We start from the raw sequence: 13,383 nt of genomic DNA on the forward strand, positions 1-13,383 counted from the left end.
ACGTACGAGTCACCACAAACAACTGACGCGAAACCGAATGTCGGTTCCGCGTCAGTTGTTCGTGAATTGAGTTGTGATCGACAGACTCAGTTGAACGAGTCACCGCAGGCGCAGGAGCCTGTTGCATTGGGGTTGTCGATCGAGAAGCCCTGCTGCTCGATGGTGTCGAGGAAGTCGATGGACGCACCTTCGACGTACGGCGCGCTCATCCGGTCGACAACCAGATTGACGCCGTTGAAGTCGACAGTGAGGTCACCGTCGAGCGTGCGGTCGTCGAAGAACAGCTGGTACTTCAGTCCGGCACAGCCGCCGGGCTGCACTGCAATACGCAGCGCGAGGTCGTCGCGACCCTCCTGATCGAAGAGTGCCTTCGCCTTGGCGGACGCGGCCTCGGTCATCTTGACGCCGTGGGTGGCGGTCTCGTTCTGCACAGTCATGGGCTCTCCCTAATGTTCGTACCAACCCGTGAACGCTTCAACGGTACGCCGCTGCCGACTTATTCCCGCCAGTCCTTTACCGGGTGCGATTCGTCTTCATCCTATCCGGTCTTCCCGACACGGCAACGGCGCGTCGACGCTTGTGGATCCTCAGCTCCGGACGCCGCGCCAGATGTTCCACTCGCGTGCCGTGTGTTCGGCGAGTCCCTCGAGACACGCCGACGCTTCCTCCATCGCACGTTCCACCGACCCGGCGAAATCCGTCACCGACTTCGCCGCGACTATCGAGGTCGACGCATAGTCCGCCTCGTCGAGCGTCACCTGGCCGGCAAAGACGAGCGTCGGAACGCCGTGTGCTGCCCCCGCCGAAGCGAGCGTTGTGACGAGTTTGCCGCGCAGAGATTGGTGGTCGAACTTGCCTTCGCCCGTGATCACCAGGTCAGCGGAAGCCAGTAGCGCGGCTTGTCCGGTGCGATCCGCGACGACGTCGGCCCCGGATCGCCGCTGTGCACCGAGCGCAAAGAGCGCGGCACCGATACCACCCGCGGCGCCGGCACCCGGAAAATTCGACACTCGTTTTCCGGTGACGGACTCCAACTGTTCGGCCCATCTCGCGTTCCGCGCTTCGAGGACAGCGACGGCTTCGGCGTCGGCACCCTTTTGCGGGCCGAACACCGCTGCCGCACCGTGCTCGCCGAGAAGTACGTGTTCGACGTCGGTGGCGGCGAACAACTGAGTGCCTGCCGTAGCCGCCGCTGCAACCTCCAGGCCGCCCAGCGCCTCCACCAGTCCACGTCCCCCGTCGGTGCAGCAACTCCCACCGAGTCCGACGACAACCGTCTTCACGCCTGCCTCGAGCGCGACAGCGATCAGCTCTCCCACACCGAGACTGTGCGCGGCGAGTGCAGTGTCCCGCGTCGGCGGACCTCCGAGCAGGCCGAGCCCGACGGCCTCGGCGGACTCGATGTACGCCGTGTCCGAATCGAACAGCCACGTGGCGTCGACGGCGGCGGTCAAAGGCCCGGACACCCGTGCAGTCCGGATGTCGCCCCCAGCCGTGGCCAAGACGTCGACGAAACCCGGCCCACCGTCGGATTGTGGCGCGGTGACAACGTCGTCTTCGGGTCGGCCACGTCGCCAACCGGCAGAAATGGACTCAGCCGCCTCCACGGCCGTCAACGTCTCACCGAACGAATCTGGAGCAACTATTACCCGCATAGCCGAAGTCTAAGAGTCCCGAATGACCCCGATGTTTCACGATCTCGCGCGTTTCAGTGCCTCGGGCGATCGGGTTTTTCAGAAAGACCGAGGTCGGTTTCCCAGACCGTGCACTTATCCAATAGCCTGGAGGTGTGAAATTGCTACGCCGCGGTGACTCAGACAACTCCGACAAACGTGACGTCGAGGGCACTGAGGCATCCTCGGCCTCCGAAGAGGCGCCCATCGAGCAGGTGGGCAAGGGCCGCCCCACACCCAAGCGTCGTGACGCCGAGGCGAAGAGGCGTGGCCCCGTTGCCCCTGCCCCGCTGACCGCGAAGGAAGCCCGCGCCCGCCGTAAGGCGACCCGCGGCTCCAAGGAGGACCGCAAGGCCGAAGCCGCCGAGCGTCGCGCATCGTCGGCAGACCGCCGCGCCCGCATGCTCGCCGGCGAGGACAAGTACCTGCTCCCCCGCGACAAGGGACCGGTTCGCGCCTACGTCCGTGACTTCATCGACGCTCGCCGCAACCTCGTCGGGCTGTTCATGCCGCTCGCATTGATCCTCATCATGACGATGTTCGTCACGCCCGCACTCCAGCAGATCGTCACGCTGGCAATGCTCGTGATGATGCTCTTCATGGTCGGTGAAGGCATCTGGCTCGGTCGCATGATCAACAACCGCGTCGCCGAGCGCTTCCCCGACAGCACCGACGGCGGATTCAAGCTCGGCTGGTACGCGTTCGTTCGCGCGTCGCAGATCCGTAAGCTGCGCGCACCGAAGCCTCGTGTGGGGCCGGGCGACGCAATCTGAGCGTGACGAACACGTATAGAACTTTGGTCCTCGGCGGCGCGCGGTCTGGTAAGTCCGCGCACGCCGAGGATTTGGTTTGTGCAGGCCACTTACCCGAAAGTTCGGCACCGGTCCGGTACCTGGCGACAGCCAGACGTGATGTCTCCGACGCAGACTGGGAGAGCCGGATCGACCAGCACCGCAACAGACGGCCCTCCCATTGGTCGACGGTCGAAACCGCAGATGCCGGCGATCTCGCGGCGCAGCTCGAAAGCGATTCACACACAGCGACGTTGGTCGACGATCTGGGAACGTGGCTGACCGCGGAACTCGATCGGCAAGGCGCCTGGGACGCTCCGCGCGGCACCGTCACTCCCGCTGCGGACAGCCTGGTCGCCAGTGTCGAGAACTATCGCGGACACCTGGTGCTGGTCAGCCCCGAAGTGGGTTTGGCCGTCATCCCCGAGACGCGGTCCGGACGATTGTTCCGCGACGAGATCGGCACTCTCAACGCTCGTATCGCCGGGGTGTGCGATCGTGTCGTACTAGTGGTTGCAGGGTTACCGCTCATCTTGAAAGATACTGCTGCACAACCGGAAGGCACGATGTGAGTACCGAGGCCAATCCAGGGGCCATTTCAGGGGCGAATCCAGATGCCAACCCTGACGTCGCGCCAGTCAGTAGCGCCGACTTCGAACCCGTCACCCCGCCCGACCGCGAGGTGCGAGCGCAGGCCGATGCGCGTCAGCGTGATCTGACCAAGCCGGCCGGTTCGCTGGGCCGACTGGAGGCTCTCGCCGGCTGGGCATCAGCCTGCCAAGGAGTTTGTCCCCCACACGCTTTCGCTCGGCCTCGCGTCGTCGTGTTCGCGGGTGATCACGGAATCGCCCGCAACGGCGTCTCCGCCTATCCGCCGGAAGTGACCGCACAGATGGTCGCCAACTTCCTCGGGGGCGGCGCGGCGGTCAACGTCCTCGCCGAGGTTGCCGGCGCCACGGTACGCGTCGTCGACATCGCAGTGGACGGCGATACCGATCCGTCCGTCTCGAACCACAAGGTACGCAGGTCTTCCGGGTCCATCGACCGCGAAGACGCCATGTCGAACGAGGAAACCCTTCAGGCCATCGCCGCCGGCCGAGCGATCGCGGACGAGGAAATCGACGGGGGCGCAGATCTTCTCATCGCCGGCGACATGGGCATCGGCAATACGACGCCCGCAACCGTACTCATCGCCGCACTCACGGACAGTGAACCCGTCGCGGTCGTGGGTCGAGGTACCGGTATCGACGACGCCGGATGGATCCGCAAGACCGCAGCGATTCGCGACGCTCTCCGGCGTGCCCGTCCGCACGTTCGCGACACAGTCGCGCTGCTGCGCACGTCTTCGGGTGCCGACCTCGCCGCGATGGCCGGCTTTCTGGCCCAGGCAGCTTCGCGTCGCACGCCGGTGATCCTCGACGGCGTAGTGGTCACCGCAGCCGCCATGGTTGCCGACGAACTGGCTTTCGGCGCACGTGAATGGTGGGTCGCCGGACACCGCTCCACCGAACCCGCCCACACCATCGCATTGACCCGCATGGGTCTCGACCCGATCGTCGAGTTCGACATGCGTCTCGGTGAAGGTTCAGGCGCAGTCACCGCTCTCCCGATTCTTCAGGGCGCAGTGGCAATCCTGGGCAAGATGGCGACATTCTCCGAAGCCGGTGTCAGCACTCAGGGCAGCGCACCTGTCGACGAACCCGAGTCGATCGACCTGACCAAGACCGATACGGCGGAGTGAGCGTGGCGGGCCCGCTGTCCGGAGTGCCACTGGCCTTCTCGTGGCTGACGGTCCTTCCGGTTCGTGGTCCCTCCGACATCGACCGAACTGCCGGCCGTCGCGCCATCGCGGCAGCTCCGCTCACCGGGATCGCTCTCGGCATTGCCGCGACGTTTCTGCTCTGGGGCACAACCAGTATCGGCCTGAATCCCTATCTCGCAGGCTTGCTGACGGTAGGTGCGCTCGCTCTCGGGACACGCGGGATGCACGTGGACGGACTGGCAGACTCCGTCGACGGACTGGGTTGTTACGGTCCACCGGAGCGCGCCCGCGAGGTCATGCACAGCGGCGGTGCCGGACCGTTCGGGGTCGCGGCACTGTTCATCTTCCTTGGGCTGCAATCGGTCTCCTTCGGCGTCCTCGCTGTTGCCGACTCCCCCACGCAGTGGATCGCCGTTCTCGTATCTGTCGCTGCGGGTCGTGTGGCCGTCGTTTTTGCCTGCCGCCGAGGTATTCTCGCGTCGAGCCCGAGCGGATTCGGTGCGCTCGTCGCCGATTCACAACCGCTGTGGGCCGCAATCGTGTGGTCGGTTCCACTGATCGCCGCTTCCGGCTTTGCCACCGACCGGTGGTGGCTCGGCCCTCTCGTGACCGCGTCGGCGCTGGTGATCAGTGTGCTGTGCGTGCGTCACTGCGTCCGTAGATTCGGCGGACTCAACGGAGACGTTCTCGGATTCGCACTCGAACTCACCGCGACGCTTACGGCCGTCGGCCTCACTCTCGGACTGTGATCCGACGTCGTGCGAGTAGGTGTCCTTGCGTACGAAGGTTGCCTCGCGGCCGAGATCTTCGTTTTCACCGACCTTCTCCTGATCGCGAATCGGGTCGCTGATGGAGCGCCCGCCGACCCCTTCGAGGTATCGGTCATCGCAGCGTCCGGCACGCCCGTCGTTGCGGCAGGTGGATTTTCGCTCGGCGTGCAGGAGGGGCATCACGACATCGATCACCTGGTTGTGCCGGGGTTCGAACTCGTGCCGTCCGAAGACCCTGCGACGCGCTTGTCGCTGTGGGAGGGAGAAATCGAGTTCATCCGTGCGTGCGAGGCGCACGGCGTTCGGGTGTCGTCGGTCTGCGTCGGCGCGTATCTGCTGGGCGAGGCGGGACTGCTCGACGGACGCCGATGTACGACGTCGTGGCTGTACGGTGCGGACCTCGCGAGTCGTTACCCCGGTGCGACGGTTCGAACCGACTCGTTGATCGTCCAGGACGACGGCGTCACCACCACTGCTGCGTTCACCGCCGCGCTCGACCTCGCAACAGCACTCGTGCGCGAGCATCTCGGCGACAAGATTGCGCGTACGACCGCAAGAATTACGCTGGCGCCCGAAAACCGAACCAGTCAAGCACCGTACATCCTCGACTCGATGCTGCCCGCCAAACACACACAGTTTGCCGACGACGTCGGAAGGTGGCTGGTCGAACGGATGGCGGAACCTTACGACTTGGATCTGCTGTCGAGTGCTTTTCACCTCAGCACCCGAACCATGCTTCGGAAGTTCAAGGACGAGACCGGGGAATCGCCGCGCAGTTATCTGCAGCGTGCACGGATCCGAAAAGCGAAACGGTTGTTGGAATCGACCGACTGGCCTCTCGGAAAGATCCTGGGGCACATCGGCTATCAGGATCCTGGAACCTTCCGTCGCCTGTTCACCGACCGCGTCGGCATCAGCCCGGCCGACTACCGAAAGCGATTCCGCAACGGCGGCGCCGGATAGGTGCGAGGCGAGCCCGCCCGAAAACATGGCGAACCGCCCTCTTCTGTAGTCGATCCCGCGCCGAAAGACTGTGCAGAGGAATTGTTTCGACTACTGAGAGGGCTCACCGTGCCGAACCGGAGCATGACCGAAGACGATCCGCTCGAAGACTTCGACCGTCGAACGATCACCATCGACGCAGTGGCGAAGTCCGTGTACGTGGCCGGCACCGGTCCCGCAGTAATCGTCATGCCGGAGATGCCGGGCATCAGCCCGCATGTAGCGCGATTCGCCCGCTGGGTGCGCGACGCCGGTTTCACTGTCTTCGTTCCGTCACTGTTCGGGCACGACGGCGCGGTCCCCACAGTGAACGAGGGGCTGACGGTATTCAAGAGAGCCTGCGTCAGTGCAGAATTCCGCGCCCTCGCTGCCGATGAACCGAGTCCGGCGGTCCGTTGGCTGCGTTCACTCGCCGCTTCCGCCCATGAGGAGAGCGGCGGACCTGGCGTCGGCGTGATCGGAATGTGCTTCACCGGTAACTTCGCGTTGTCGATGATGCTCGAACCCTCGGTCATCGCGCCGGTTCTCGCCCAACCGTCGTTACCGCTCGATCGACCGGACGAAACCGACAGCGGGCCCGAAGAACTCGAAGCCGTGCGCTCGAGACTCGAGGCCGAAGACCTCACGGTGCTTGCATACCGCTTTCGAGGTGACTCGTTCTGCCGCGCACAACGATTCGCCGCCTATTCGAAGGCCTTGGGCGAGCGCTTCGTCGGGAAGGTACTACCCGACGAAGCGGCCAACGCGACAACGTCGCCGTTCTTCGAACACGTCATTGCCAATCCACACAGCGTGGTGACGGCTCATCTCGTCGACGAGGCGGGATCGCCCACCACCGTCGCACGAGACGAGATTCTGCAGTTCTTCCGGGAGCGATTGCTCGCGGAACGAACCAGCGATCAGTGAAGTTTCGTCATCCAGCCGTGGGTGTCGGCGAAGGTTCCGCGCTGGATACCCGTGAGGGTGTCGCGCAGTGCCATCGTCACCTCACCCGGCTCGCCGTCGGCGATGGTGAACTCGCCCTCGGCGGACTTGACGCGTCCGACGGGGGTGATGACTGCTGCTGTGCCGCAAGCGAAGACCTCGGTGATTTCACCGCTCTTGCACTTGGTGCGCCATTCGTCGGTGCTGATCTTGCGCTCCTCGACGGCGAAACCGGAATCGGCGGCAAGGGCAAGCAACGAGTTGCGCGTGATGCCTGGCAACAACGAACCGGACAGCGACGGCGTCACGAGGCGAGCGTCGGGGCCCGAGCCGAAGACGAAGAACAGGTTCATTCCACCCATTTCCTCGACGTACGTGCGCTCGATGGCGTCGAGCCAGACCACCTGGTCGCAACCCTCGTCGGCGGCTTGCGCCTGGGCGAGGAGTGAAGCGGCGTAGTTGCCGGCGAACTTGGCCGCGCCGGTACCACCGGGGGCCGCGCGAACGTATTCGGTGGACAGCCACACACTGACCGGCTTGACGCCGCGCGGGAAGTACGCACCGGCAGGCGAGGCGATCAGCAGGTAGCGGTACTCGTCGGCGGGACGGACACCGAGTCCGGCTTCGGTGGAGAACATGAACGGACGGAGGTAGAGCGCGTCCTCGCCACCGGCTGCGGGAACCCAGTCGAGATCGACGTCGATCAGTTCGGTGATGGAATCGATGAACATCTGCGACGGGAGCTCCGGCATGGCCAGACGGCGCGCAGATGCCGCGAAACGCTCGGCGTTGGCCTCGACGCGGAACGAGCTGATCTCGCCACCCGGCTGACGGTATGCCTTGAGGCCCTCGAAGATGGCCTGTCCGTAGTGCAAAACCATTGCGGCCGGATCGAGCTCGATGTTTCCGTACGGCAACACCTGGGCGTCGTGCCAGCCCTTGCCCGCGGTGTAGTCGATCGAGACCATGTGGTCGGTGAAGTGCCGCCCGAAGCCGGGCGCCGCCAAAATGTCACGGCGCTCGGCGTCGGACTTCGGGGACGAGCTCTGAACACGAACGAAATCGGCGGCACCTGTCATGGGCGCAATCCTATCGAACGTGAAAAAGCTCTCTACTTGGTGTTGGTCTCCACGAACGGAGGAGACACCACGACGCACCGAAGAGCACGACCACGGACGTCGACTTCGATCTCGTCGCCGGCCGAGACATTGGCACCGGAATCGAGGAGCGCCAACGCAATTCCCACTTTGAGCGAGGGCGAAAACGTCCCCGAGGTGGTCTCGCCGATTGCCTCGCCGTCACGCAGAACACCGAGGCCGGCACGAAGCACGCCGCGATCGAGAGCCTTGATCCCCCAGAGTTTGCGAGCCGGGCCGGCAGCCTTCTCGTCGGTCAAGGTCTCTTTGCCCCAGAATGTCGGCTTCTTCCAACCGATCGCCCATCCGCAGCGCGCTTCGAGCGGAGAAATCTCGAGCGAAAGCTCATGCCCGTGCAGCGGATACCCCATCTCGGTACGAAGAGTGTCACGGGCGCCGAGTCCGGCGGCCTGCCCACCCTCGGCGCGCACTGCCTCGAGAAGCGCGCGGAACAACGGCTCGCTGTCCTCCCACCGCGGCAGGAGTTCGTAGCCGACCTCACCGGTGTAACCGCTGCGGCACACACGAACAGGCACGCCGTTCCATTCCGCATCTTCGTACGCCATGTACTCGATCTCGGTGGGAAGTCCCAGAGCGGTCAGAACCGCCACCGATTTCGGACCCTGCACAGCCAGCACACCGTAGGCACGATGCTGATCCTCGACGGTGATTCCGTCCGGTGCCACAGCGACCAGAGCCGCAACGACGTCCGCGGTATTGGCTGCGTTCGGGACGAGGAAGATCTCGTCGTCGCTGACGTAGTACGCAATGAGGTCGTCGATGACACCACCGGACTCGTTGCAGCACAACGTGTACTGAGCCTTACCCGGCCCGATCTTGTTCAGGTCGTTGGTCAGTGCGGAGTTCACGAATTCCGCGGCGCCCGCGCCACGCACGACGGCCTTGCCGAGGTGACTGACGTCGAAGAGTCCGACATTCTCACGCACAGAGGTGTGTTCGGCCACGACGCCGGCGTACGAAACCGGCATCTGCCACCCCCCGAACGGCGCGAACGTCGCGCCGAGTTCGACGTGGACGGGGTGGATCGGGCCCTGCAACAGTTGTTCGTCGGTCATGGCCCACAACCTATCGGACTTCGCCGATCGAAACATGTCCGCAGCGAGAGCTCACCCGGCCGTGACGATCGCCCGTCCGCAAACTGCAAAGGGCCTAACATCGACTCAGGCATCCGCCAGAACCGGACGCATCGCACACTCACCTCACAGGAGACACCTTGAGCACTCGCACAGCCCGATCGTTGGGACCCGACCTCGTTCTCGCCGGCACAGTCGCCAAGCGCGCAGAGATACTGGTCGTCGGTCTGACGTCGGGTCCGGACGGCCCCGAAATCGCACTCAGCGAAGGCATCGTCGCCGAAGACGTACTCGCCGAGATCCTCGACAGCCTCATCGCCGTCGGCGCCACCGGCAAGCCCGAGCAGCTCACTCGTGTCCCGGCACCGAGCCAACTGTCGGTCACCAGCGTTCTCGCCGTCGGACTCGGCTCTGCCGACAAGCTCGGCAGCGAGCAGATCCGTAAGTCCGCCGGCGCCGCAGCTCGCTCGTTGTCCGGCATCGATACCGTCGCAACCACGCTCTCGATCCTCGACCTCGGTGCAGCCGCCGAGGGATTTGCGTTGGGCGCGTACAGCTTCACCGAATTCAAGTCGTCCATGACGGCTCCCGGTCCCGATTCGCAGCCACTGGCCCGCGTCGAACTTCTGGTGCCGTCGCCGCGCACGAAGGAGACCAAAGCGACGCTGGCACGGTCGGCTGCCATCGCCGAGGCCGTCGCCACCGCACGCGAGTTCGTCAACACTCCCCCGAGCCACCTCTACCCCGCCGAGTTCGCCGCGCGCGCGAAGGCACTGGGCGTCGAGGCCGGGCTCACCGTCCAGGTTCTCGACGAGAAGGCACTCGAGAAGGGTGGCTACGGCGGAATCATCGGCGTCGGCAAGGGCTCGTCACGCCAGCCGCGTCTCGTCCGCCTCGAATACGCGTCGAAGAAGCGTGGTGCCCGCAAGGTCGCACTGGTGGGCAAGGGCATCACCTTCGACACCGGCGGAATCTCCATCAAGCCCGCCGCCGGTATGGAGAACATGACCTCGGACATGGGCGGCGCCGCAGCCGTCATCTCCACCGTCGTGCTTGCCGCCAAGCTCGGCCTGCCCGTCAACGTCGTCGCATACGTACCGATGGCCGAGAACATGCCGTCCGCGACCGCCCAGCGTCCCGGCGACGTGCTGACCCAGTACGGCGGAATCACCATCGAGGTCGTCAACACCGACGCCGAGGGCCGTTTGATTCTTGCCGACGCGATGGTTCGCGCGGGTGAGGACAATCCCGACTACATGATCGACACCGCCACCCTGACCGGTGCGCAGATGGTCGCGCTCGGCAACCGCACCCCCGGAGTCATGGGCACCGACGAGTTCCGTGACCGCGTCGCCTCCATCTCGCAGAGCGTCGGCGAGAACGGCTGGGCCATGCCGCTGCCGGAGGAATTGCGCGGAGATCTCGACTCCAAGGTCGCCGACATGGCCAATGTCACCCCACACCGCTGGGGCGGCATGCTGGTCGCAGCTCACTACCTCAAGGAATTCGTTCCCGAGGGTGTCCAGTGGGCGCACATCGACGTCGCGGGGCCGGCCTACAACACCTCAGGGCCGTGGGGTTACACCGGCAAGGGCGGTACCGGCGTTCCCGTTCGCACGATGATCTCGGTCCTGGAGGACATCGCGGTAAACGGCTGACCCCTTGCTGTGCGCCTTTATTAACCCCCCGCGGTTAATAAAGGCGCACAGCAGTTCAGGCGCCGTCGCGCAATTCCTGCTCTCGGGCCCGCTTGCGTTCGATTCGCTTACGTTCGTCGTGATCGCGCATACGCTGCGGATATCCCGTCTTGCGGACGTCGTAGACCGGGATCTTCAAGTCCTGTCCCAATTTGCGGGCACCACGTTCGCCGCCGACACGACGACGAGTCCACTCCCCGTCCTTCGCAACCAGGACGACGGTCACCTCGGTCACCGTCGTCTGCGGTTCCACATAGGCCTCGACGCCTTCGTGCGAGTGCGCCCAATTCGCCAGATGATCCGCATCACTTTGCGCTGCGGCCTGAGCCGCACTTGGCGGACGCTTGAAACGATCGAACAGTCCCACGGTCGTACCCTCCTCGGTACCGACGCCGCGGATGCACCCCGGCGATATGTCAAGTTTGCCAGGCGATGTCCGTTGTGCCTGCGCACGACATACCGTTTGGTCCGCTTACGACGTTACAGCCGGACCCCCGACGCATACCTACTCGCCAGTAGCCGACACACCCGAAACGGACGGCATCCCCCTCATCGGACACGCCCGGCGTATCAATGGAAAGATGAACGACGGTGACGCCGCGCCCGCGCGTCGACATCGGCAAAATAGCTACAAGTAGCCGCACGTCGCGCGCCACTCGAGCACAATGCATTACGACCACAAGTCGACAAAATTCAACAACCCGAACACAACTGTCGAGGAGTCAAAAGACATGGCCTTCTCCGTCCAGATGCCAGCCCTAGGTGAGAGCGTCACCGAGGGAACTGTCACACGGTGGCTCAAGCAGGAAGGAGACACGGTCGAAGTCGACGAACCCTTGCTCGAAGTCTCCACGGACAAGGTCGACACCGAGATTCCGTCTCCCGTCGCCGGCGTCCTGACCAAGATCGTCGCGCAGGAAGACGACACCGTGGAAATCGGTGGCGAGCTCGCCCAGATCGGTGAAGCCGGCGAAGCCGCAGCACCCGCGGCAGAGGCACCCGCCCCCGCCGCCGAGGAAGCTCCCGCCGAGGAAGCGCCGGCTGCCGAAGCTCCCGCTGAAGAAGCTCCCGCTGCCGAGGCACCCGCCGCTTCGAGCGGTTCCGCTGAAGGTACCGCCGTGACGATGCCCGCCCTCGGCGAGTCCGTCACCGAAGGCACCGTCACCCGTTGGCTCAAGGCTGTCGGCGACGAGGTTGCCGTCGACGAGGCGCTGCTCGAAGTCTCGACCGACAAGGTCGACACAGAGATCCCGTCCCCCGTCGCCGGAATCCTGCTCGAGATCAATGCGCAGGAAGACGACACCGTCGAGATCGGTGGCCAGCTGGCCGTCGTCGGATCCGGCGCACCCGCCGCGGCTCCGGCACCCAAGGCCGCTCCCGCAGCACCGGCCGCACCCCCTGCCCCCAAGGCTGAAGCACCGAAGGCTGAGGCACCCAAGGCCGAGGCACCCAAGCCTGCTGCCGCACCGGCCGCACCCGCTCCGAAGCCTGCTGCGGCTCCCGCACCGGCGGCCGCACCCGCAGCTTCCGGCGACAGCAGCCCGTACGTCACCCCGCTCGTGCGCAAGCTCGCAACGGACAACGGCGTCGACCTCGCGACCGTCACCGGCACCGGCGTCGGCGGCCGCATCCGCAAGCAGGATGTGCTCGCCGCTGCGGAGGCCAAGAAGGCTCCCGCCGCCGCAGCTCCTGCTGCTGCAGCACCCGCGGCCGCACCGGCCGCCACCGCAGCCGCAGGCGTCCGACCCGAACTGGCACACCTGCGTGGAACCACGCAGAAGGCCAACCGTATTCGGCAGATCACGGCCACCAAGACGCGCGAGTCGCTGCAGAACACCGCTCAGCTCACGCAGACCTTCGAGGTGGACGTCACCAAGATCGTCGCCCTGCGGGCCCGTGCCAAGGCCGGCTTCATCGAGCGCGAAGGCGTCAACCTGACGTTCCTTCCGTTCTTCGCCAAGGCAGTCGTCGAGGCGCTGAAGTCGCACCCGAACATCAACGCCAGCTACGACGAGGCTGCCAAGCAGATCACCTACTACGACGCTGAGCACCTCGGCATCGCAGTGGACACCGATCAGGGCTTGCTCTCCCCCGTCATCCACAACGCCGGCGATCTCGGCCTGGCCGGCTTGGCCCGCGCCATCGCCGACATCGCCAAGCGTGCACGCTCGGGTGGCCTGAAGCCGGACGAGCTCTCGGGTGGCACCTTCACCATCACCAACATCGGCAGCCAGGGCGCGCTGTTCGACACCCCCATCCTGGTACCGCCGCAGGCGGCCATGCTCGGAACCGGCGCGATCGTCAAGCGCCCGATGGTGGTCACCGACGAGAACGGCAACGAGTCCATCGGCGTTCGCTCGATGATCTACTTGCCGCTGACCTACGATCACCGTCTGGTCGACGGCGCCGACGCCGGCCGATTCCTCACCACCGTGAAGCAGCGGTTGGAAGAAGCCTCGTTCGAAGCTGATCTGGGCCTGTAAGCAACTGCTCGGCCGGCCGGGGCGTCATCTCCATCAGGAGGTGGCGCCCCG

Annotated in this window: 13 protein-coding genes; 8 read left to right on the top strand and 5 right to left on the bottom strand. The window is 65.1% G+C overall.

The window, feature by feature from the left end; genetic code table 11:
* Nucleotides 1-86: 86 nt before the first annotated feature.
* Together ATN38_RS12455 and ATN38_RS12460 are read right to left on the bottom strand one after the other, a co-directional pair.
* Nucleotides 87-437, bottom strand: coding sequence for an iron-sulfur cluster assembly accessory protein (locus tag ATN38_RS12455; protein ID WP_007730053.1), 351 nt, complete (start codon nucleotides 435-437; stop codon nucleotides 87-89).
* Between the two features lie 150 nt (nucleotides 438-587).
* Complete coding sequence (locus ATN38_RS12460; protein ID WP_050655816.1) at nucleotides 588-1,655, bottom strand: glycerate kinase; 1,068 nt, start codon at nucleotides 1,653-1,655, stop codon at nucleotides 588-590.
* Nucleotides 1,656-1,789: 134 nt separating this feature from the next.
* Between ATN38_RS12460 and ATN38_RS12465 the strand changes: the two genes are divergently transcribed.
* From ATN38_RS12465 to ATN38_RS12490, 6 genes are all read left to right on the top strand, one after another.
* Nucleotides 1,790-2,446 (top strand): DUF3043 domain-containing protein, encoded by a 657-nt coding sequence (locus tag ATN38_RS12465; protein WP_007730051.1) that lies wholly within the window; start codon nucleotides 1,790-1,792, stop codon nucleotides 2,444-2,446.
* Nucleotides 2,447-2,448: 2 nt separating this feature from the next.
* Complete coding sequence (gene cobU, locus ATN38_RS12470; RefSeq protein ID WP_257216599.1) at nucleotides 2,449-3,036, top strand: bifunctional adenosylcobinamide kinase/adenosylcobinamide-phosphate guanylyltransferase; 588 nt, start codon at nucleotides 2,449-2,451, stop codon at nucleotides 3,034-3,036.
* Between the two features lie 23 nt (nucleotides 3,037-3,059).
* On the top strand, nucleotides 3,060-4,205 hold the full coding sequence (gene cobT, locus ATN38_RS12475) for a nicotinate-nucleotide--dimethylbenzimidazole phosphoribosyltransferase (protein ID WP_047270132.1): 1,146 nt from the start codon (nucleotides 3,060-3,062) through the stop codon (nucleotides 4,203-4,205).
* Nucleotides 4,206-4,207: 2 nt separating this feature from the next.
* Nucleotides 4,208-4,975 carry an adenosylcobinamide-GDP ribazoletransferase gene (locus ATN38_RS12480; RefSeq protein WP_007730048.1) on the top strand — a complete coding sequence of 256 codons (768 nt, stop codon included), beginning with the start codon at nucleotides 4,208-4,210 and terminating at the stop codon, nucleotides 4,973-4,975.
* Nucleotides 4,976-4,984: 9 nt separating this feature from the next.
* Nucleotides 4,985-5,959, top strand: a complete 975-nt coding sequence (locus ATN38_RS12485) for a GlxA family transcriptional regulator (RefSeq protein ID WP_007730047.1) — start codon at nucleotides 4,985-4,987, stop codon at nucleotides 5,957-5,959.
* 123 nt (nucleotides 5,960-6,082) lie between these two features.
* A complete protein-coding gene (locus ATN38_RS12490) occupies nucleotides 6,083-6,904 on the top strand; it encodes a dienelactone hydrolase family protein (protein WP_007730045.1) in 822 nt (273 codons plus the stop codon).
* Here the strand turns inward: ATN38_RS12490 and ATN38_RS12495 are convergent.
* Nucleotides 6,898-8,001: a branched-chain amino acid aminotransferase gene (locus tag ATN38_RS12495; RefSeq protein WP_003941766.1), complete on the bottom strand. Its 1,104-nt coding sequence runs from the start codon at nucleotides 7,999-8,001 to the stop codon at nucleotides 6,898-6,900. The genes ATN38_RS12490 and ATN38_RS12495 overlap by 7 nt on opposite strands.
* 32 nt (nucleotides 8,002-8,033) lie before the next feature.
* Complete coding sequence (gcvT, locus tag ATN38_RS12500; RefSeq protein WP_019748918.1) at nucleotides 8,034-9,134, bottom strand: glycine cleavage system aminomethyltransferase GcvT; 1,101 nt, start codon at nucleotides 9,132-9,134, stop codon at nucleotides 8,034-8,036.
* A 158-nt stretch (nucleotides 9,135-9,292) separates the two neighbouring features.
* Here gcvT and ATN38_RS12505 point away from each other — a divergent pair, with 158 nt between their 5' ends.
* The gene (locus tag ATN38_RS12505; RefSeq protein ID WP_218748059.1) at nucleotides 9,293-10,810 is read left to right on the top strand and encodes a leucyl aminopeptidase; all 1,518 of its coding nucleotides are present in this window, start codon (nucleotides 9,293-9,295) and stop codon (nucleotides 10,808-10,810) included.
* Nucleotides 10,811-10,865: 55 nt separating this feature from the next.
* On the opposite strand, the gene ATN38_RS12510 is transcribed toward ATN38_RS12505, so the two are convergent.
* Entirely contained in the window at nucleotides 10,866-11,216 is a 351-nt protein-coding gene (locus ATN38_RS12510) for a hypothetical protein (protein ID WP_003941713.1), read from the bottom strand.
* A 364-nt stretch (nucleotides 11,217-11,580) separates the two neighbouring features.
* Here ATN38_RS12510 and sucB point away from each other — a divergent pair, with 364 nt between their 5' ends.
* Nucleotides 11,581-13,332 carry a 2-oxoglutarate dehydrogenase, E2 component, dihydrolipoamide succinyltransferase gene (gene sucB / locus ATN38_RS12515; RefSeq protein ID WP_058227023.1) on the top strand — a complete coding sequence of 584 codons (1,752 nt, stop codon included), beginning with the start codon at nucleotides 11,581-11,583 and terminating at the stop codon, nucleotides 13,330-13,332.
* Nucleotides 13,333-13,383 lie beyond the last annotated feature (51 nt).

Source organism: Rhodococcus sp. FH8 (genome assembly GCF_019266085.1).
GTDB classification, from domain to species: domain Bacteria; phylum Actinomycetota; class Actinomycetes; order Mycobacteriales; family Mycobacteriaceae; genus Rhodococcus_F; species Rhodococcus_F qingshengii.

Bases quoted from the DNA above. Each gene is read 5' to 3' on its own strand.
- ATN38_RS12460 (WP_050655816.1), bottom strand. From the start codon at position 1,655: ATGCGGGTAATAGTTGCTCCAGATTCGTTCGGTGAGACGTTGACGGCC.
- gcvT (WP_019748918.1), bottom strand. From the start codon at position 9,134: ATGACCGACGAACAACTGTTGCAGGGCCCGATCCACCCCGTCCACGTC.
- ATN38_RS12490 (WP_007730045.1), top strand. From the start codon at position 6,083: ATGACCGAAGACGATCCGCTCGAAGACTTCGACCGTCGAACGATCACC.
- ATN38_RS12495 (WP_003941766.1), bottom strand. From the start codon at position 8,001: ATGACAGGTGCCGCCGATTTCGTTCGTGTTCAGAGCTCGTCCCCGAAG.
- sucB (WP_058227023.1), top strand. From the start codon at position 11,581: ATGGCCTTCTCCGTCCAGATGCCAGCCCTAGGTGAGAGCGTCACCGAG.
- ATN38_RS12455 (WP_007730053.1), bottom strand. From the start codon at position 437: ATGACTGTGCAGAACGAGACCGCCACCCACGGCGTCAAGATGACCGAG.